This window comes from Noviherbaspirillum saxi (assembly GCF_003591035.1).
Classification (GTDB): Bacteria; Pseudomonadota; Gammaproteobacteria; order Burkholderiales; family Burkholderiaceae_D; genus Noviherbaspirillum; species Noviherbaspirillum saxi.
In genome coordinates this window covers 386672-404341 of the sequence record NZ_QYUO01000002.1, presented here as the reverse complement: position 1 = coordinate 404341, position 17670 = coordinate 386672, and the positions used below count along the sequence as shown (strand labels likewise).

The window sequence follows — 17670 nt, the reverse complement described above, 5'->3', positions numbered from 1 at the left end:
TGGCATGCATTATTTCAATTCGCACTTATGAGGAACTGGAGTATCAACGTTGCGGCGGCCATTGCCATGTGTGGTGCCGTGCGGAAGGCAAGCCGGTATTGCTTTCGTTGCTCTTACCATGCATCCATCGCAATACTTTCGCAGCGGCAAACACCAACAAGCCCGCGACCGACATGACGACGATGACAATCCCGGCAAACATTAAAAACAGACTGATTGCAGCAATGCCAAGCGCGCCGGCTCCTGCAATTTTCCAGCGCCACCAGCGGCCAAGCATGGCTTGCATCATTTCCCGGAGCGACTTGGGTTCAGTCTGCGCGGACGGGTTGTCGACGATTTCCCATTCGGTATATTCAGGCATTTCTGCTCCAACACATCGGTATTGAAAGGCCTTATCCTAGCCCTGTTCGACTTATTTCAGAAGCGAAGAAACCGGCCCTCATGCTTCTAAAAAGACGAAGTCAACCAAGTTTCGGGCGACTTGATGAAATTACTTTTTGTTTGCAAACCTTGTATGTTCGAGCGTTTACAATCAAATTGATTCAAGTTGTCCGTCCTGCAATATTGAGCAGCACGACGCCGACCAGAATGGCAAACAAGCCAACCAGCTTGACCAGAGTGACTGTTTCGCCAAACCAGAGTACGCCGATCAGTGCAACGGCTGCCAGACCGACCCCGCTCCAGATTGCATAAACGATACCGACTTCCAGGGTCCTCAGGATATGCGACAGCAGGTACAGCGATATCGCATAACCGCAGACGGTCAGCAGAGAGGGCCAGAAGCGGGTGAATCCGTTTGACAATTTCATTGAGCTTGTTGCAATAACTTCTGCAACGATGGCCATTGCGAGCATGATCCAGGCTGTATTCACTGTTCGTCCAGTTTTGCATGATAAGGAGTCGAAAGTGTACGCGCTGGTGTTGATATCTGCAGCGCAAGCGCCGGCCGTGACTTTAGAGCAGTTTCACCCTGACTGTACCGTCGATCCCGGACGCTTTGCCCACGGCACGGCGTTGCGTCTCCTTGCCATGGCTCGCCATGTCGCGTCGCCGCGCCTTGTTCCGCAGGCAAACCGCCTCGGCCTCGCCTGGTAAGTCAGGGTGAAACTGCTCTAGCGCCGCATTTCCAGCGCGCTTCGCATCGTGCCGAAACGCTTGCGGTATTGCGCGGGTGTCAGACACACATGCCGGCGAAAAAGCCTGCTGAAAAATCCCGGGTCTTCATAGCCGACCTGGTTGGCGATCGCCTCCACCGGCAGCGCGCCCGATTCCAGCATTTGCTTGGCTTCTTCTAGACGCAGGGTATGCACATATTCAAGCGGCGACATGCCGGTCGCATGCTGGAACCGGCGTTTGAACGAACGCTCGGCGATTCCGCTCAATTGCACCATCGCTGCCACAGGGGCGGGTTCCGCATAATGATCGGCAATCCAGGTCTGACAGCGCGCGATCAGCGCATCTTCGGCTTGTCGCGTGCGCGCCAATCGGGCAAAAGGCTGCTGCCCGATATCGTGCCAGTCGACGAGGTTGAGTCTTGCAGTCTGCATCGCTATTTCGATGCTGGTCAGGCGCGCCACCAGATACAGCGCCAGGTCCAGCCAGGAGGTGCCGCCGCCCGCCATGATCAGACGTTGCCCCTCGCCCGAGGCAACCAGCGCGCGCTGCGTGCGCACCTTGACCAGCGGATAGCGTCGCGTCATCACATCGCAGTAGGCCCAATGGGTAGTAGCTTCCTGGCCGTTCAGCAGACCCGCTTCGGCAAGCAGTATCGCGCCGGAGCAGGCGGTGGCCAATAGTTTTCCCGCTGCATAACAGCTTTGCAGGCAGGCGATTTCTTCTTGGAATCGCCCATCCAGCGATTCACCGGGCGCGACCATTAATTCCGGCACGCAAATCACATCGGCGGACATGCAGGCGGCGAGCGGTGCATCGGGCGTTATCTTCACGTTGTTGGCAGCGACAAAACAATCGCCGTGACGGGACACAACCTGCGGCAAGATGACAGGGGTGCCGGGTTGCCCATCGACAATCAACTTCCAGTCTCGGCCGGCCGACATGAACATGTCGTACATGCCGTAGACCACCGATGCCGAGGTTTCCGGCATGGCCAGGATGGCGACGCGGGCAGGCTGTTGGCGATTCATGGCCGTTTTGTCCGGTTCATTGCCGAAATGGCTTTAGTGACGGAGACAGGGCAGGAGTACCGTATGAATAGTCTAGGATTTTTATTCATCACAGGACGGACTAGCGCAAAGCGCACGCAATCTCAACAGCCACAAAGGAGCAGCATCATGAGCAAATACCGCAACCGCCTGCCGCAATTGCAACGCGACCGCTTATTCATGACCGATGGCGGACTCGAAACCACGCTGATCTTTCACCAGGGCATGGAGCTGCCGCATTTCGCTGCCTTCGACTTGCTCAAGGATGCGGAAGGCACTGCAGTGCTGGAAAACTACTACCGGCGTTATGCGCAAATGGCACGGCGCTACGGCATCGGACTGGTGCTGGAAGCGCCGACCTGGCGCGCCAACTCGGACTGGGCACAAAAACTCGGTTACGGCAGCATCGAACTGGCCGATGCCAATCGCAAGGCGATTGCATTGATGCTGCGGATCCGCACCGATTATGAGTCGCCCGACACTCCCGTCGTCATCAGCGGCAACCTTGGGCCGCGCGGCGACGGTTATCGGGCAGACAAGCGCATGAGCAGCGTCGAGGCATGCGCTTATCACGCACCGCAGATCGAAACCTTTGCGCAGACCGACGCAGACATGGTGGCCGCGTTCACGATGAATTATGTCGAGGAAGCGATCGGCGTCGTGGTCGCGGCCAGGGAGTATGCCATGCCGGTCGCAATCTCGTTTACGCTGGAAACCGATGGCCGCCTGCCGTCGGGCGAATTGCTCAAAACCGCAATCGAGCGGGTCGACGGCGACACCGGCGGCTATGCGGTGTATTACATGATCAACTGCGCGCATCCCAGCCATTTCGAGCATGCGCTTGAAGGCGGCAATGCATGGGCGCGGCGCATACATGGCGTGCGCGCCAATGCGTCGCGCCGCAGTCATGCCGAACTGGACGAGGCCAGCGATCTCGATGACGGCAATCCCGACGAATTGGGCAGCCTGTACGGCAAGCTGAATGCCTTGCTGCCTTGCATGAATGTCGTCGGTGGATGTTGCGGTACCGATCACCGTCATGTCGACGCGATCTGCAGCGTCCTTGCACGGGAAGCTGCCTGAAAAACCTGTCGTGTCAGTGTCTGGTATTCAGACTTAGTACAGGCGGGTTTTTCTCCAGATCACGCAATGCCGTTTGCAGCCATGCGCGGACAAAGTCATCCCCTTCGACATCGCGCAGCAGGTTGTAGTTGGTCATCATTAACACGTTGAGCGCATCGGCCTTGGCCGATGCGTCCGGCATTCCCTGCAACAGATTGCTTACCGCATCCACTGCGGCGATTGCGACTTTGTCTTGCGCCATATTTTTCTCCGTATTTGAATGTGCCGCGCGTCTCTTGCGTGAAGGCGGTCGCGCTGCCATTTCTGCGGCGGACATGCTGAAATCAGTAGCGACACAATGGCATTAGCAAAGTGTGTGCCGGTATCGCAAATACACGGCGAAAGCGACGCCAGGGCTTGAACTGGCGTTGATCGGCGCAGTTCAGGCACGAGAATTTTTACATTTCCGATGAATTGAGTGAGACGCTATGTGTAATCGATACAAAGCTGCGTAAGCTATTCCCGGATCGGCGGGTTCAAGATGCCCTGTCGCTCAGGATGCAATGGGTTTGTGCTTGGGTTTCTTAGGCTTCTTAGGCTTTTTAATTATCTGTCCGCGCGCATCGGTCTGCGGCACCCGATGTTCCGGTTCAAACCCCTGTTCTTCGACGCGTTGCAAGACTTGCCCGGTCAGCGCTTCTATGGCCGCCAGCAATTGGACTTCATCGGCGCAGACCAGCGAAATCGCTTCTCCGGAAGCGCCCGCGCGACCGGTACGGCCGATGCGGTGAATGTAATCTTCCGCCACGATCGGCAAATCGAAATTCACGACTTGAGGAAGATCAAGGATGTCCAGTCCACGCGCTGCGACATCGGTCGCGACAAGGATTTGCACTTCGGCATTCCGGAAGCGTTCGAGCGCGCGCAAACGCGCCGGCTGAGGTTTGTCGCCATGCACGGAGTCGGCACTGATGCCCTGCGTCGCCAGGGTTTCCACCAGCTCCTCTACGCCCCTGCGGGTTTTTACAAAGGTCAGCACCTGGCCCCAGCCCCTGTTTTTCAGCAAATGACAAAACAGCGCGGTCTTGCGCTTCTTGTCGACGGGGATTGCCGATTGCCTGACGGCTTTCACGGTCGTATTGGGCGGGTCGGCTTCGATCAGCAGCGGATCGTTCAGCAGCGTGCCCGCCAGCGTCCGTATCGTTTCGGAAAACGTCGCTGAAAACAACAGGGTCTGCCGCTGTTTCGGCATCAGCGAAAACACTGTGTCGAGCTCGCGCGAAAAACCGAGGTCGAGCATGCGGTCGGCTTCATCGAGCACCAGTGTCTGTACCTGCCGGAAGCGGACCGCGTTCTGCCGATGCAGATCGAGCAGGCGGCCCGGCGTCGCGACCAACAGATCCAGTCCGCGTCGCAGTTTCATCATTTGCGGGTTGATGCTGACGCCGCCATAAGCCACATGGGTACGTAGCGAAAGGTGGGCACCGTACTTGCGAAAGCTTTCATGGACCTGGTCGGCCAGTTCGCGTGTGGGGACGAGTACCAGAGCCCGCACTGAATTGCTGGATACCGGCGGGCCTTCGGTGCTCAGCCGCTGCAGCAGAGGCAATGCAAACCCGGCGGTCTTGCCGGTGCCCGTCTGCGCGGCCGCCATCAGGTCACGTCCGGCCAGTACGGCCGGTATTGCCTCGGTTTGCACCGGGGTCGGGGATCGGTAGTCGAGCGCATCGAGTGCGCGCAGCAGCGGTTCGATCAGGCCAAGGGAAGCAAATGTCATCAGAAAAAGAATAGATTGAAATCAACAGGACAACAAAAGGACAAGTCGCAACTGAACCGGGGCGGCATCAGGACACCGGACGAATTGCGATTGTCGGCGACCGCATTGCGTTCGCCCGCGCTCTCAGCTGTCCGCATCCGCCATCCACCTCTTGCGCGGCCGAATCGCGCAGCTTGGTCAGCACGCCATGCTGATGCAGCCATCTGGCAATCGCACGCGCGCGGTCCCACGACGGTCGCTTGAATTGCAAATCGGGAATGGTGTTATACGGGATCATGTTCAGCACCGCGTATTTGCCTTTGAGCAGATCGACGATGCCTTCCAGTTCATCGTCGCCGTCATTGATCCCCTCAAGTAGCGTCCACTGGTATTGCACCGGATAAGCGGTGCTGCGGCCATAGTGTTCGCCGCGTTCGACCAGTTCTTGCGGCGTCAGCTTCGGCGCACGCGGCAAGAGCTTTTCGCGCAGGGCCGGCTTGGTGGTATGCAAGGATAGCGCGAGCGCCGGCTTGACCGTGCCTTGCGGCAGGCGTTCAAAGACGCGCAGGTCCCCCACAGTCGAAAACACTAGGTTCTTGTGTGCGATGTTGCCTTCGGTTCCCAGCAGTTCGATCGCATCCATTACGTTATCCAGGTTATGCGCCGGCTCGCCCATGCCCATGAACACGACCTTGCTGACGGCGCGCTGGCTGCGTGCCAGCGCGACCTGGGCCAGGATTTCGCCGCTGCTCAACTGACGGAGCAATCCATCCCTGCCGGTCATGCAGAATTGACAACCGACCGCGCAGCCGACCTGGCTGGACACGCACAGGCCATTGCGCGGCAACAGTACGCTTTCCACGGTCTGGCCATCGACCAGGCCGACCAGCAGGCGTGCAGAACCGTCTTCCGTGGGATGGGTGGCGATCAGGCGCGCCATTGCACGCAAGTCATCATCCAGCGCCGGTAATGCATCGCGCAGCGATTTCGGCAAAAAATCCTGCGGACGGCGCCGCCCATGATCGTAAGGCCGCGCCTGCAGCCAGTCGCGCAACACGCGCTGCTCGTGTTCCGGCTTGGCGCCGAGTGCGCGCATGCGCTGTCGTATCAGATGTATATGCATCGGGGCGATTGTGCCAGATTTGCGATAGGGCGTTATCGAATGGGAGTGAAACCGGCGATGCCTCTTGCCTTGGCAGATTCGCAACTTTTATTTGTAGTCCATCGCAAAATATGAAATACGGTTAAAAAAATTCCGTTTAGTTGGCAAATTACCATTCAGTTCGTCCCGGGCATGGACGTAATAGTAGTTGCGCCTTTTCTTTGCGTGACAACTTCGCGTGACAACTATAGGAGTGGACCTTGAGATTACTAAAGAATCTAAAAATTGGTCGGCGTCTCGGACTTGCCTTTGGCATTCTGGCGCTTCTCATGCTCACCATCATCGTCTTTTCGATTTCCCGGATGAGCGGCATTGCCGAGGCAGTCGCGTTCCAGAACAAGGTCCGCACCGAAAAACTGGAACCCCTGTATGCCGCGCGCGAAGCCCTTGCCCAGACGGGCTTGTCGGCCCGGAATGCGCTCGCGATTTCAGACGAAGCGGAAGCGAAAAGGGAACTCGACAAGCTGGACGCGTTCAAGGCGGTTTATCTGGCCGAACTGAAAAAAGCCGCGCCTTACTTCAGCGGCAACAAGGATTTTGAAAAGGTCAACGCCGGCTTTCTCAAAATGGCCGAGGAACTGAATCGCGTTCGGCCGCTCCGTGCAGAGCCGACCATAAGCAACCTGGCCACGTTCATTGCCAACGAATGCCGGCCCTTGCGCAACCAGATCGTGGCCGACATGGATACCTTGCTGCGTTCGGTGCAAGCTGATGTGGATACCGCAAGCCGCGCCGCAGAAAGCTTGTTCGACCAGTCCACCATGTGGATTCTGGTGGTCGGCGGCCTGGTGCTGGTGGCAACCGTCATGCTCGGTCTCGTGATCACCGCATCGATCACCGCGCCGTTGCGGGCCGCAGTGCATGTAGCCGAGACGGTTGCGGCCGGAGATCTGACCAGCCGTATCGAGGTGACATCGAATGACGAAACCGGACAATTGCAGCGCGCCTTGCAGCAGATGAATGCCAACCTGCTCAAGATGATCGGTGAAGTACGCTCGGGCACCAATGCAATTGCAGCCGGCTCGAATGAGATTGCATCGGGTAATCTCGAACTCTCGTCCCGCACCGAACAACAGGCTTCGTCGCTGGAAGAAACCGCAACCTCGATGGAAGAGCTGACATCCACCGTCAAGCAGAACGCCGATAATGCCCGCCAGGCAAACCAGCTCGCGGTATCGGCATCCACGGTCGCGGTCAAGGGCGGCGAAGTTGTGGCACAAGTGGTGGACACCATGGGTTCGATCAACGAATCCGCGAAGAAGATCGTCGATATCATCGGCGTCATCGACGGCATTGCGTTCCAGACCAATATCCTTGCGCTGAATGCAGCCGTCGAGGCAGCGCGAGCGGGCGAACAGGGACGCGGTTTCGCCGTAGTTGCATCGGAAGTGCGTAACCTGGCCCAGCGCTCCGCCGCCGCTGCGAAGGAAATCAAGGCCTTGATCGGCGACTCGGTCGACAAGGTCGACACCGGCAGCAAGCTGGTGACGCAGGCAGGCAGCACCATGGACGAGATCGTCGAAAGCGTGAAGCGCGTCACCGACATCATGGCTGAAATCATGGCCGCGAGCCAGGAGCAAAGCGCCGGCATCGAGCAAGTCAATCAAGCCATCAACCAGATGGATCAGGTAACGCAGCAGAATGCTGCGCTGGTCGAAGAAGCCGCTGCCGCCTCTCAGGGCATGCAGAACCAGGCTTCCAATCTGGAGCAAGTGGTCAGCGTGTTCAAGCTTGATGGCATGCAGCAGAGCCAGTCCTTCGTCGCAGCGCCGGTGGCTGTCAAACCGGCTGCCGCAGTGCGGGTTGCGCACAAGCCGCGCACTGCGATGGCGGCAAAGGCACCTGCTCCGGAAAAGCGAAAAATCGCTGCGCCGGCTGGCAATCCCAACAATGACTGGGAAGAGTTTTAAACTCGCACGACCGCCCCGTACGGTCGCAGGCAATCAGGCAGGTGTGGTAAGTGCGTAAAGCCATGCCTTGATGCCGCAAGACTGCTGCATTGAATGAAAATCCCCTGCCGGCTTCCGCCGCAGGGGATTTTTTTCAGGTGATTCAGGTAGACGTGTTTTTTCGGGTCAAAAGACAAGCGTGGTCAGATTGTTTATATTTCGCTTTTCCATGCTGAACCGACATGACCGACCTGAAAGGATTCCTGATGACCGATCTCTCCGCCTTCCCGATTACCAAGAAATGGCCGGCCCAACATCCCGACCGCATACAGCTGTATTCGCTGCCGACGCCGAATGGTGTCAAAGTTTCGATCATGCTGGAAGAAACCGGCTTGCCTTACGAACCGCATCTGGTGCGCTTCGATGCGAATGATCAGCTATCGCCGGAATTTCTTTCGCTCAATCCCAACAACAAGATTCCCGCGATCCTCGATCCGAACGGCCCCGATGGCAAGCCGCTTACGCTGTTTGAATCGGGTGCGATTCTGCTCTATCTTGCGGACAAGACTGGTCAACTGATTCCGCAAGACGGCGCCGGTCGCTACGAAGCCATACAGTGGCTGATGTTCCAGATGGGTGGCGTCGGACCGATGTTCGGACAAGTCGGCTTCTTCCACAAATTCGCCGGCAAGGATTATGAAGACAAGCGTCCGCGCGATCGCTATACCGCGGAATCGAAGCGCCTGCTCGCCGTGCTGGATCGACGTCTGGCAGACCGTGCCTGGCTCATGGGCGATAGCTACACCATCGCTGATATTGCAACCTTTCCATGGGTGCGCAACCTGATCGGCTTTTACGGCGCGGGCGATCTGGTGGGGATTGCCGACTTCCCGCATGTGCGGCGCGTGCTTGAAACTTTCGTCGCGCGGCCGGCGGTCGCAAAAGGGCTGGAGATTCCCAAGCGCGATGCCGCTTAGAGCATTTTTTCCCGCATGACCGGCCGGCTCGAAATCAATCCGCTCCGAACAGGTCGTGCGCATCGAGAATTGCATAGACGATCTCAGGATTTTTTTCCAGGCATCGTCGCACGGCAGATGGAATCGACTGCCGTATTTTCCTGCACAGGCCGGGCTGCTCTACAAGCTGGATAGTCAAGCCGCGTACAGTGCGCACTTCGCGACTGCCCGGCGCGATGCGAAGAACGATGCCTAGCTGCGCCTGCATGCGTTCTCCGATATGTTTCAGCTCTGCATAGCTGCCTATCGCTTCTATGCGTTCGATCAGTTTTTTCTCTTCCTGCTGCGTCAATCTGAGAACGCGCAGGTCGCCATTCGGATCGTCCAGCAAGCGGTCGCGCTCGCAGATACAGGCGCCCGGCGGGCACTCTTTGCGTATCGGAAAAGGAACCGTGGGGATCATCGGATCGGACAGCAGGAAGTTAGCGGAAAACAGGCGAGGCTTTGAGTCTCGCCTCGTGTCAATCATACTCGCTCTTGATCGCACTCGATTTTTCTCCGCCTCAATCGGCCGGTGGTAAACGCGATCCTGACTACCGGTTCATAATTGCGTTTTTGCGTCTTGCCGAATGCGGCCGAACCGTTCCATGTCGACACGACTTCCCGTTGAACTTGCCAAATCCTATCGCCTGCTCAATCACGGCCCGACCGTCTTGGTCAGCAGCGCGCATGGCGATACCGTCAATGTGATGGCGGCGGCCTGGTCGATGCCGGTCGATTTTTCTCCGCCCAAGGTCGCCGTCGTGATTGACCGCAATACCCTGACACGCCAACTGGTCGACGCCTCGGGCGAGTTCGTGCTGAATATTCCATCCCGGCAGCTGGCGCAGGCGACGCTCGCGGTCGGATCGGCATCCGGCCGCGAGGTCGACAAGTTTCATGCATATGGCCTGAGCACGTTTGCCGCTGAAAAGATCGCAGCGCCTTTACTGCAAGGCTGCCTGGGCTGGTTGGAATGCCGTGTCATTCCCGAGCCGCAGATCCAGGAGCGCTACGATCTCTTTCTCGGCGAAATCGTCGCGGCCTGGGCCGATCCGCAGGCCTTCAGCAATGGCCACTGGATATTTGAAAATGATAGCCCGCGCAGTATTCACTACATTGCGGGCGGAAATTTTTTCGAGACTGGAGCGGCCTTCGACGTAGAACGATAAGTCTCCATCCTGGCAATCAGGCGCCGGCTTCGCATTCCTGGATGATTTCGGTTTCCTGCAAGGCATCGGCTACCCATGCCTTTGTGTCGGCGTCATCCAACACCGTTTGCAGATAAGCGCTGGCGGTGTCATTCAGCGTCACATCATAGGTTTGAAAGTGCAACGCCAGCGGGATGAACATGGCATCGGCGATGCTGAAGCGCCCGAACAGCCAGTCTCCCGATACTGTGCACGTCTGCCGGCATTGCGACCAGATCGTTTCCACTCTGCGCACTTCTTCCCGCAGTTCGGGAGAAAAATCGACGCGCCGGTGCGACGCCCGGCAATTCATTGGAATCTGGCCGCGGATCGCGCGAAAGCCGGAATGCATTTCGGCGCAGATCGCACGTGCATGCGCACGCTGAAGACGATCGTCCGGCCATAAATGGGGATGGGTTTCCGCGACATATTCGCAAATCGCCAGACTGTCCCATAATGCAAATTCGCCATCCCGATAGACGGGCACCAGTCCTGTCGGTCCGAAGCGCTTGAGCTTGTCGCTATGGCCGTCTTCATATAACGGGATGCGTATTTCATCGAAAGCGATTCCCGCCTTGCGCAGGCATATCCAGGCGCGTAGCGACCATGTCGAATAATTCTTGTTGCCGATTACCAGCTGAACCATGTGCTTCTCCCTGTTGTGCATTGAGCGTAGCTTATTTCATCGTAATTAATGAATAAAGTCGGTTAGACTGAATTCATTATTCACGGACATTGAATAAAGCGCGGGACATGGACCAGTTATTCAGCATGCAGGTGTTTTGCCAGATCATCGATTCCGGAAACATGGCCGACGCGGCGCGCACGCTTGGGCTGGCGCCCGCCACAGTGACGGGAACGCTGGCGCGTGTGGAAAAGAAGCTCGGAGTGCGCCTGCTGGACCGCACCACGCGCCGCATGAACCTGACTGAAGCGGGACGCCTCTGGTACCAGCATGCCAAGCAGATCCTGGAGCAGGCGGCCGAGGCGGAAAACGCGGTACGAAGCCTTGCCGTGGAACCGCGCGGATTGTTGCGCGTAACGCTGCCGCTCGGGGTCGCGATGATTTTCATCTATCCGTATCTGCATGCGTTTTCGCAGGCTTATCCGCTGATCGAACTTGACTTGCAGGTCAACGACCGCTTCATCGACCTGATCGAAAACCGCATCGATCTTGCCATCCGCGTCGGCTTCATGAAGGACTCGGAACTGATCGCGCGCCCGCTGCTGCGGTATTCGCGTGTGGTCTGCGCGAGTCCGCTCTACCTGTCGGCGCACGGGATACCCGAGCAGCCGTCGGATCTGGCGCGGCACCAGTGCCTGCTGTACCGGCACGATCTGCAACCGGTGTACTGGGATTTTCAGGCTGGAACAGAGGTGCAGGCGGTCCAGGTGCGCGGTACCCTGCAAAGCAACGAATCGAATGCACTGCTGGCCTGGGCTCGTGCCGGGCAGGGGCTGACCAGACAGCCGTCATGGCTGGTCGCGAAAGATCTGGAGCGAGGCGTTCTTGTTCCGGTGCTGGAGTGTTTTGCGGTGAAATCGCCGCACGACCTTCCGGGCATCTATGCGGTAACAGCCAGGACCCATCAGCTTCCGGCAAAGGTCAAGGCGTTTCTTGATTTCTTTTCTTCCAGGGTAGCGGCGCCATCGACGGCACAGTCAGGCTGAAACTGATCGAGCCAGGTCACAGCGCGTGGAATTTTGTGCGGCACCGTGCTCGGATTTCCGATGGGCGCGCGGTGCGTATGACGGTGGGCCGTCGGCACTTCGTTCAGTATTTTGTATTCACTGATTTCAATAGCCCGTAGATATCCAGTCCGGCACCGTAATCATCTCGTGCCTATGCAGCCGTCATTACGGGGATGGTATCCAATGTAAACAGAGGCTGGTTATGAAAGTACGCCGGCCGATCACTTCAACATACCGAGCGGCGGCAGGCGGCCAATTCCAGCCGCTAGACGGCGATCCGCGGCTCCTTGAAGCGGACGTTGGCGGTGACTTCCATGGATTTCCTACCGGCCCATGAGCAGGCAAACGGTTTATACAATATATACAATACGTCAATTTCCCTTGACCGAAACCACCGCCTGGGTGTGCTTTTGAAGCGGTGAACCTGACCCTGCAACAAGTGCCCGTATAATTTGGGCCATGTTGACTATTTTTTAAAAACAACAACTTTGGAAAAGGTTGCTTTTGTGCTCACCAGACCGTCGCGGTGCATGCCACCACAACCTTTCCATATGACTAACAGTTAGGCGCGAGGATAGGATGAGTCAGAGTCCCAAGCTACTGAGGCGCTTGTTGCGTGCGAAAGATCACATGGACGGGGCACCCCATGAGGAGTGGCCCATTCACCGGTTAGCGGAAGTGAGCGCGGTCTCGGCGGCGCACTTCACTCGCGAGTTCAAGAAGGCTTTCGGCGTGCCCCCACACCGCTACCTGCTCACGCGTCGTATTGAGCGAGCCACAGCGCTACTCCGCGACACCAATCTGCCTATTACGGAGATCGCAATCCAAACCGGCTGGAGCAGTCTTGGTACCTTTGGGCGCATCTTCCGTGACATCACCGGTGGGAGCCCAGGGGAGCTTCGAGCGCGTGCGCGGTCGGTTCCACATGTGGGGGTGCATATGCCCGAGTGCTTCATGCGCAATGCACATCGGCCAAACCTCAATATCGCAGTTTTGGAGAAGCGACGAATAGAAGCCTCTGGCAAACTGGAGCTCCAATCCAACTAAGGAGTTTCTATGACTCAAGGTATCAATGTGGTCGGTCTGTATGTACGTGATCAGGACGAAGCGCTTGCTTTCTACGTCGAGAAGCTGGGGTTTCTCTGCCACACAGACGTTCGTAACGGTGACTATCGTTGGCTGACTGTGCAGCATCCGAACCAACCCTCGTTTCAGCTCGGCTTGTTTAAACCTGGACCGCCAGTACATGACGCGGCAACCGCGCAGACTTTGCAAGAGATCGTCGCCAAGGGGGCCATGCCGCCACTCGTGCTCTTCGTGGACAACTGCCGTGCTGCTTACGAACGTCTGAGTAAGTGCGGCGTCGAGTTCACGCAGGCACCTGTGGATCGCTACGGCACTGTGGACGCAGGCTTTCGGGATCCTTCCGGCAATGGATGGAAGATGATCGAGGTTGCGGCCAAGCAGGAGTCGCAATGAACTGGAAAAACTGGACTCGACAGAGCCACCGCTGGCTGTCCATCGTTTTCACCGTGACTGTAATTGCCAACTTCGTGGCGAGGGCAGTGGAGCCGGCCGAGCCGCCGCCGTGGATAACATACTCCCCGCTGCCACCGCTCTTTCTTCAATTTTTTTCAGGCCTATACCTGTTCGCGCTGCCATATATGACTAAGTGGCGCAGCAGGCCACGCGCCTGACAATTGGTTCAATCCGACGCCGCTTCGCGGCGCGGCTTAACTCAAACGTGAAGCGTCTGCTTACGGGAAAACGCATAGACGGCTAAGGATCGCGTTCTGTCGGTTGACCGACTATCGGCAATGTCCGGAGTTGCGCACTTTACTGACGGCGCTCATGAGCACCGGTCTGAATGCGCCCGATGTCGAAGTAGCTGCGTACGAACACCGGAATACGCAGATTGCTCGCCGTTCAGCACATGGGTTTCCTATTGTCTTGACCATGGCGCTGTATCGAACGGGTTGATACTTGCAGTGAAGGCACCGCAAAGCGGATGCGATGCCTAAGCTTCGCTTACTTTTCAATGGCGAGAAGTTCCACTTCAAAAGTCAGCGTGCTATTCGGGGGAATAGTGCCGGGTACGCCGCGCGATCCATAGGCAGTCTTGGCGGGGCAAGTCAACTTGGCTTTGCCGCCAACCTGAATCCGTTGGACTCCTTCCGTCCAGCACGGAATCACCTGGGAAAGCGGAAAAGTGGCAGGTGCATTTCGCTTATATGAACTGTCGAATTCAGATCCATTTTCCAATGTGCCGCGATAATGTACTTTCACGACATTCGAGGCCTTCGGGTGAGGGCCGCTGCCAGCCGAAACATGCTCGATACCTACGCCAGACGGCAAGGTTTCTTTTTGACGGTCTGCAGCTACTGCAGGGGTAAGGAATAATGCGGCCAGCAGGGAAACGACGATGCGCATTTGAATTGTCCTTAAGAAGAGACGATATGACGGGAAGGTATGGTTCAACAGCCGCATTTTACCCCGTGAGGTACACGAATCCGCTATGGCCTGCGATGTGTATGGAGCGATGCGTGCTTGGACAGTTTGGCAGCGAGCACGGCGCGTTTGATCTCCCGCCGGTGGGTTGATATGGAAACCTGACGCTCGTTAGCCAAGTACGACAGAAAGGCATGGATTTTCGGCGCTCCCATATCGACGGGATGGTGTAGTCCATGGAAGCGGATATACCATCTTGCCCAATACATGTAGACGCGCTCCGTATGCAGACTATCGTGTTTGTCCCTGGGGTAACATCGTGCCTAATCGAGCAGCTTTGGAGGCCGCTTCGAGGCAGTATTTTAGGTGACGTTTTTCACGATTAATTAATGCTGTATATTTGAACGGTGTTCGGCTGTATGCTAGGCAGCATGCATCTTCCAGAGGATCATGCGAAATGGTTTATCAGGCAGCACACTGGTTTAACCGGCTGACTACGCCGATGAAACCTAATTAGGCCGCATGTGACAGTCCAGGGAGGGGGGTATGAAAGTCGCAATGCTCATTTGTGCAGCCGTTGTGCTCACCGGCTGTACCAGAGTAACGGTCACAACCGGTAGCTCGATCTCAAATGAGGACCTTGAGGCATTCTTTCACAAGCACAAAGTCGATGGCAACTACGCAGCAGCGCTCAAAAAGAGCGCTGCTGGCGTTGCCTCATACCTCGCCACCATCCATGGCTACCGTGACAACATGGCTGTTTGCAAGTCGCTTATTGAGCCGTACAACAAAGATCCATCTCTATCTGCGATTTCGGGAACGTACTACTGTCAGGAGCTTAGGTAGTTGCGGTCTAACAATTCATATATGGACTCCCTCCGAAGTACAAGGGACTGATCGACAGGGATGACATGAGGGATAAGCCTGCAGTCGTATATCCGGCATCTGAAGTGGACTCTTTTTTGGTCCGTGCCGACATGGAATCTGCGTCACCGCTGCGCCAATCGATACAAGCGGCAGGCGTGAAGCTGCCGGAAGAGTTATCGGCGTCAAGCGGTGTGGGTGCGTCCCGGTGTGCCATGATGGGCGATCAATCTCTGTGCAAAGGCGGGTGGGTCAAACGTGGTCCAATCGATTCAGGCTGGCATCGCGTAAGCAGTGCGTTCCATTTTCTTGCTCATGCGCGTCACCGTTCCGGTATAGGGTTCCCCGTCGCGCAGCGTCGCGTAGCAAATGCGAGCGAGTTTGTTGGCCAGCGCACAGGTGGCCTTGTTGTGGTTCGACCTTCCCTGAACAGTGAGCGCCCAAATTCGCAAGTGATCGATGCGCTTGCCGGCGGCCTGTGCAACACTGGCGGCACGCAGTATCGACCGGGCACCGTGGGTGAGCAACATGCGCAGGTAGCGGTCGCCGCGCTTGGAGATGTGGCCGAGAGAGCGGCTGCTGCCGGAGGAGTATTCCTTGGGTGTGAGGCCGAACCAGCTGGCGAAGTGGCGGGCATCTCGGAAGTGTTCGACGTTGCCACTGGTGGCGGCAACCATGGCGGTGGCAGTGAGCAGACCGACGCCGGGGATCGACAGCAGAGTGGTGCAGGCAGGGCTGTGCCTGGCCAGCTCAGTCAGTTCGCGTTCCAGTTGCGCGATGCGCGCTTCGAGCAGGTGGATTTCTTCGACCAGCAGTTTCATGGTGCCGCGGATCAATACAGGAACAGCGGAATTCGGATCGGCCAGGACACGGCTGATTTGTTCCAGGCCGTTGCGGCTGCCAGCCGTAACGGAAATACCGAATTCCCGACAGAAACCGCGCAGTGCATTGATACGCGAGGTGCGGGTGCCCATCCACAGGGAGCGGGTGCGATGCAACCCTTGCAGCGCCTGCTGCTCAATCGACTTGACCTTGACGGGTACGATGTCGGCGCAGCGGGCGGCCTCGAGCAAGGCACAGGCATCAGCGGCATCAGTCTTGTTGCGCTTGACGTAGGCGCGGATGTAGGCCGCAGGCAGCAACTTGACGGTAATGCCCAGGGCATTGAACTGGCGCGCCCAGTGGTGAGCCGAACCGCAGGATTCCATGATGACGAGGGAAACATTACGATTGACGAACCAGCGCTCGAACTGGCTGCGGGTCAGGCGGTGCTGTTCAATGACATGCCAGGAGGAATTGGCCACGGCGAGCTGAAAGACGGATTTGGCCAGATCGACGGCCACAGTAGTAGCATTCATAGTGGGCTCCTTTCGTTAACTGATTCCCGTCTCCACGTGAACCAGTACGCCTACTTTGGCGCAAAAAGACGGAGGGAGTCCATCCCATCATTCAAGCCGAAGCCGCTTCGCGGCTCGGCTTAATTCAGGTGTTGAACTAAACCGCTGCGCGGTGGCAAGACGCGCAACGAAGGATCGTGCTCGATGAGCAAGTCTCCTACGCTGGACTTGGGAATGTTCCCGGTTCATTCGAGGAGAGCATCATGAGCCCGCTTCGTCAGCAAATGATCGCCGACATGCAATTGCGCGGTCTGGCCCAACGCACCCAGAAGACCTATCTGGCGGTGGTCGAGCAACTTGCCGACTACTACCATCAGTCGCCCGCGCACCTGACCCAGAACCAGATCCAGTGCTACCTGCTGCACCTGATCGAGGACCGCAAGCTGGCCTGGAGCAGCACCAACCAGGCTGCCTGCGCCTTGCGCTTCCTGTACCGCACCACGCTGCACCAGCCTGATACGTACTGCTGCATCCCGGCCCGCAAGAGCGCCGCCCAGCTCCCGGAGATCCTGTCGCCCAATGAAGTCGCTCGCCTGCTGGACGCCTGCCTGCTGCTCAAACACCGTGCCCTGCTGATGACGACGTACGCGGCAGGGCTACGGGTTTCAGAGACTTGTGCGCTGAAGGTAGACGACATCGACAGCGAACGCATGATGCTGCGTATCGAAGGCGGCAAGGGAGGCCGCGACCGCTATTCGCTCTTGTCACCCGCGTTGCTGGAAACGCTCCGCCAATACTGGCGGGCAGAGCGGCCACGGCACTGGCTGTTTGCCAAACGCAATGGCAGCGGCCCCATCGATGTCTCGCAGGCGCAGAAGGTGTTTTACCGCGCCAAACGACGCGCCGGCATCCACAAGGTGGGCGGCATTCACAGCCTGCGGCACGCGTTCGCCACCCACCTGCTGGAAGCCGGCGTCGACATCCACACCATCGGGCGCCTGATGGGTCATGACAAGATCACGACCACGGCACGCTATCTGCATCTGCGGCAGCAGCAGGCAAAGACCAACTCCCCCTTGGACCTGCTGTCGGCGCTGAAGAACAAGCAGTAGA

Annotated in this window: 22 protein-coding genes; 11 read left to right on the top strand and 11 right to left on the bottom strand. The window is 57.5% G+C overall.

Going from position 1 to position 17670, the window contains the following annotated elements; translation table 11 throughout:
- Positions 1-43: 43 nt before the first annotated feature.
- Together D3871_RS30295 and D3871_RS17760 are read right to left on the bottom strand one after the other, a co-directional pair.
- Positions 44-361: a hypothetical protein gene (locus D3871_RS30295; protein WP_158597970.1), complete on the bottom strand. Its 318-nt coding sequence runs from the start codon at positions 359-361 to the stop codon at positions 44-46.
- A gap of 181 nt (positions 362-542) precedes the next feature.
- A complete protein-coding gene (locus D3871_RS17760; RefSeq protein ID WP_233575704.1) occupies positions 543-809 on the bottom strand; it encodes a DMT family transporter in 267 nt (88 codons plus the stop codon).
- On the opposite strand from D3871_RS17760, the gene D3871_RS30530 reads away from it, so the two are divergent.
- On the top strand, positions 787-1095 hold the full coding sequence (locus tag D3871_RS30530; RefSeq protein ID WP_199724898.1) for a hypothetical protein: 309 nt from the start codon (positions 787-789) through the stop codon (positions 1093-1095). The two genes, D3871_RS17760 and D3871_RS30530, sit on opposite strands and share 23 nt — an antisense overlap.
- Positions 1096-1112: 17 nt before the next feature.
- On the opposite strand, the gene D3871_RS17750 is transcribed toward D3871_RS30530, so the two are convergent.
- Positions 1113-2144: a GlxA family transcriptional regulator gene (locus D3871_RS17750; protein WP_119770429.1), complete on the bottom strand. Its 1032-nt coding sequence runs from the start codon at positions 2142-2144 to the stop codon at positions 1113-1115.
- Positions 2145-2291: 147 nt separating this feature from the next.
- On the opposite strand from D3871_RS17750, the gene D3871_RS17745 reads away from it, so the two are divergent.
- Positions 2292-3245, top strand: a complete 954-nt coding sequence (locus D3871_RS17745; RefSeq protein WP_119770428.1) for a homocysteine S-methyltransferase family protein — start codon at positions 2292-2294, stop codon at positions 3243-3245.
- 13 nt (positions 3246-3258) lie between these two features.
- Here the strand turns inward: D3871_RS17745 and D3871_RS17740 are convergent, their stop codons facing one another.
- From D3871_RS17740 to D3871_RS17730, 3 genes are all read right to left on the bottom strand, one after another.
- Positions 3259-3486 (bottom strand): hypothetical protein, encoded by a 228-nt coding sequence (locus tag D3871_RS17740; RefSeq protein WP_119770427.1) that lies wholly within the window; start codon positions 3484-3486, stop codon positions 3259-3261.
- 291 nt (positions 3487-3777) lie between these two features.
- Positions 3778-5001: an RNA helicase RhlE1 gene (locus D3871_RS17735; RefSeq protein ID WP_119770426.1), complete on the bottom strand. Its 1224-nt coding sequence runs from the start codon at positions 4999-5001 to the stop codon at positions 3778-3780.
- 67 nt (positions 5002-5068) lie between these two features.
- Positions 5069-6103, bottom strand: a complete 1035-nt coding sequence (locus D3871_RS17730; protein WP_119770425.1) for an RNA methyltransferase — start codon at positions 6101-6103, stop codon at positions 5069-5071.
- Positions 6104-6342: 239 nt separating this feature from the next.
- Here D3871_RS17730 and D3871_RS17725 point away from each other — a divergent pair, with 239 nt between their 5' ends.
- Entirely contained in the window at positions 6343-8052 is a 1710-nt protein-coding gene (locus D3871_RS17725; RefSeq protein ID WP_233575703.1) for a methyl-accepting chemotaxis protein, read from the top strand.
- 245 nt (positions 8053-8297) lie between these two features.
- Positions 8298-9008: a glutathione binding-like protein gene (locus D3871_RS17720; protein ID WP_119771420.1), complete on the top strand. Its 711-nt coding sequence runs from the start codon at positions 8298-8300 to the stop codon at positions 9006-9008.
- A gap of 34 nt (positions 9009-9042) precedes the next feature.
- On the opposite strand, the gene D3871_RS17715 is transcribed toward D3871_RS17720, so the two are convergent.
- A complete protein-coding gene (locus D3871_RS17715; protein WP_119771419.1) occupies positions 9043-9450 on the bottom strand; it encodes a hypothetical protein in 408 nt (135 codons plus the stop codon).
- 184 nt (positions 9451-9634) lie between these two features.
- On the opposite strand from D3871_RS17715, the gene D3871_RS17710 reads away from it, so the two are divergent.
- Complete coding sequence (locus D3871_RS17710) at positions 9635-10198, top strand: flavin reductase family protein (RefSeq protein ID WP_119771418.1); 564 nt, start codon at positions 9635-9637, stop codon at positions 10196-10198.
- A 16-nt stretch (positions 10199-10214) separates the two neighbouring features.
- On the opposite strand, the gene D3871_RS17705 is transcribed toward D3871_RS17710, so the two are convergent.
- A complete protein-coding gene (locus D3871_RS17705) occupies positions 10215-10862 on the bottom strand; it encodes a glutathione S-transferase family protein (RefSeq protein ID WP_119770423.1) in 648 nt (215 codons plus the stop codon).
- Positions 10863-10969: 107 nt separating this feature from the next.
- Between D3871_RS17705 and D3871_RS17700 the strand changes: the two genes are divergently transcribed.
- The 4 genes from D3871_RS17700 (at position 10970) to D3871_RS17685 (ending at position 13605) form a co-directional block, all read left to right on the top strand.
- Positions 10970-11887, top strand: coding sequence for a LysR family transcriptional regulator (locus D3871_RS17700; protein ID WP_233575702.1), 918 nt, complete (start codon positions 10970-10972; stop codon positions 11885-11887).
- A gap of 600 nt (positions 11888-12487) precedes the next feature.
- A complete protein-coding gene (locus tag D3871_RS17695) occupies positions 12488-12955 on the top strand; it encodes a helix-turn-helix domain-containing protein (RefSeq protein ID WP_119770422.1) in 468 nt (155 codons plus the stop codon).
- Between the two features lie 9 nt (positions 12956-12964).
- On the top strand, positions 12965-13387 hold the full coding sequence (locus D3871_RS17690) for a VOC family protein (protein ID WP_119770421.1): 423 nt from the start codon (positions 12965-12967) through the stop codon (positions 13385-13387).
- Positions 13384-13605 (top strand): hypothetical protein, encoded by a 222-nt coding sequence (locus D3871_RS17685; protein ID WP_119770420.1) that lies wholly within the window; start codon positions 13384-13386, stop codon positions 13603-13605. Before D3871_RS17690 ends, D3871_RS17685 begins: the two co-directional genes overlap by 4 nt.
- Positions 13606-13936: 331 nt before the next feature.
- Here the strand turns inward: D3871_RS17685 and D3871_RS17680 are convergent, their stop codons facing one another.
- Complete coding sequence (locus tag D3871_RS17680) at positions 13937-14338, bottom strand: FKBP-type peptidyl-prolyl cis-trans isomerase (RefSeq protein WP_119770419.1); 402 nt, start codon at positions 14336-14338, stop codon at positions 13937-13939.
- Between the two features lie 83 nt (positions 14339-14421).
- Positions 14422-14646: a phage integrase N-terminal SAM-like domain-containing protein gene (locus D3871_RS31705; protein ID WP_420799675.1), complete on the bottom strand. Its 225-nt coding sequence runs from the start codon at positions 14644-14646 to the stop codon at positions 14422-14424.
- 256 nt (positions 14647-14902) lie between these two features.
- On the opposite strand from D3871_RS31705, the gene D3871_RS17670 reads away from it, so the two are divergent.
- On the top strand, positions 14903-15202 hold the full coding sequence (locus tag D3871_RS17670) for a hypothetical protein (RefSeq protein ID WP_147376840.1): 300 nt from the start codon (positions 14903-14905) through the stop codon (positions 15200-15202).
- 290 nt (positions 15203-15492) lie between these two features.
- Here the strand turns inward: D3871_RS17670 and D3871_RS17665 are convergent, their stop codons facing one another.
- Positions 15493-16578, bottom strand: a complete 1086-nt coding sequence (locus D3871_RS17665; RefSeq protein ID WP_119767376.1) for an IS110 family RNA-guided transposase — start codon at positions 16576-16578, stop codon at positions 15493-15495.
- A gap of 242 nt (positions 16579-16820) precedes the next feature.
- Between D3871_RS17665 and D3871_RS17660 the strand changes: the two genes are divergently transcribed.
- Entirely contained in the window at positions 16821-17669 is an 849-nt protein-coding gene (locus D3871_RS17660) for a site-specific integrase (protein WP_119770416.1), read from the top strand.
- Position 17670: the final 1 nt, after the last annotated feature.

What these genes read in the sequence shown, in the direction of transcription:
- D3871_RS17700 (WP_233575702.1), top strand. Translation starts at nt 10,970, where the DNA reads ATGGACCAGTTATTCAGCATGCAGGTGTTTTGCCAGATCATCGATTCC.
- D3871_RS17685 (WP_119770420.1), top strand. Translation starts at nt 13,384, where the DNA reads ATGAACTGGAAAAACTGGACTCGACAGAGCCACCGCTGGCTGTCCATC.
- D3871_RS17740 (WP_119770427.1), bottom strand. Translation starts at nt 3,486, where the DNA reads ATGGCGCAAGACAAAGTCGCAATCGCCGCAGTGGATGCGGTAAGCAAT.
- D3871_RS17715 (WP_119771419.1), bottom strand. Translation starts at nt 9,450, where the DNA reads ATGATCCCCACGGTTCCTTTTCCGATACGCAAAGAGTGCCCGCCGGGC.
- D3871_RS17735 (WP_119770426.1), bottom strand. Translation starts at nt 5,001, where the DNA reads ATGACATTTGCTTCCCTTGGCCTGATCGAACCGCTGCTGCGCGCACTC.
- D3871_RS17660 (WP_119770416.1), top strand. Translation starts at nt 16,821, where the DNA reads ATGAGCCCGCTTCGTCAGCAAATGATCGCCGACATGCAATTGCGCGGT.
- D3871_RS17695 (WP_119770422.1), top strand. Translation starts at nt 12,488, where the DNA reads ATGAGTCAGAGTCCCAAGCTACTGAGGCGCTTGTTGCGTGCGAAAGAT.
- D3871_RS17690 (WP_119770421.1), top strand. Translation starts at nt 12,965, where the DNA reads ATGACTCAAGGTATCAATGTGGTCGGTCTGTATGTACGTGATCAGGAC.
- D3871_RS30295 (WP_158597970.1), bottom strand. Translation starts at nt 361, where the DNA reads ATGCCTGAATATACCGAATGGGAAATCGTCGACAACCCGTCCGCGCAG.
- D3871_RS17665 (WP_119767376.1), bottom strand. Translation starts at nt 16,578, where the DNA reads ATGAATGCTACTACTGTGGCCGTCGATCTGGCCAAATCCGTCTTTCAG.
- D3871_RS17745 (WP_119770428.1), top strand. Translation starts at nt 2,292, where the DNA reads ATGAGCAAATACCGCAACCGCCTGCCGCAATTGCAACGCGACCGCTTA.
- D3871_RS17750 (WP_119770429.1), bottom strand. Translation starts at nt 2,144, where the DNA reads ATGAATCGCCAACAGCCTGCCCGCGTCGCCATCCTGGCCATGCCGGAA.
- D3871_RS17680 (WP_119770419.1), bottom strand. Translation starts at nt 14,338, where the DNA reads ATGCGCATCGTCGTTTCCCTGCTGGCCGCATTATTCCTTACCCCTGCA.
- D3871_RS17760 (WP_233575704.1), bottom strand. Translation starts at nt 809, where the DNA reads ATGAAATTGTCAAACGGATTCACCCGCTTCTGGCCCTCTCTGCTGACC.
- D3871_RS17730 (WP_119770425.1), bottom strand. Translation starts at nt 6,103, where the DNA reads ATGCATATACATCTGATACGACAGCGCATGCGCGCACTCGGCGCCAAG.
- D3871_RS17720 (WP_119771420.1), top strand. Translation starts at nt 8,298, where the DNA reads ATGACCGATCTCTCCGCCTTCCCGATTACCAAGAAATGGCCGGCCCAA.
- D3871_RS17705 (WP_119770423.1), bottom strand. Translation starts at nt 10,862, where the DNA reads ATGGTTCAGCTGGTAATCGGCAACAAGAATTATTCGACATGGTCGCTA.
- D3871_RS17710 (WP_119771418.1), top strand. Translation starts at nt 9,635, where the DNA reads ATGTCGACACGACTTCCCGTTGAACTTGCCAAATCCTATCGCCTGCTC.
- D3871_RS17670 (WP_147376840.1), top strand. Translation starts at nt 14,903, where the DNA reads ATGAAAGTCGCAATGCTCATTTGTGCAGCCGTTGTGCTCACCGGCTGT.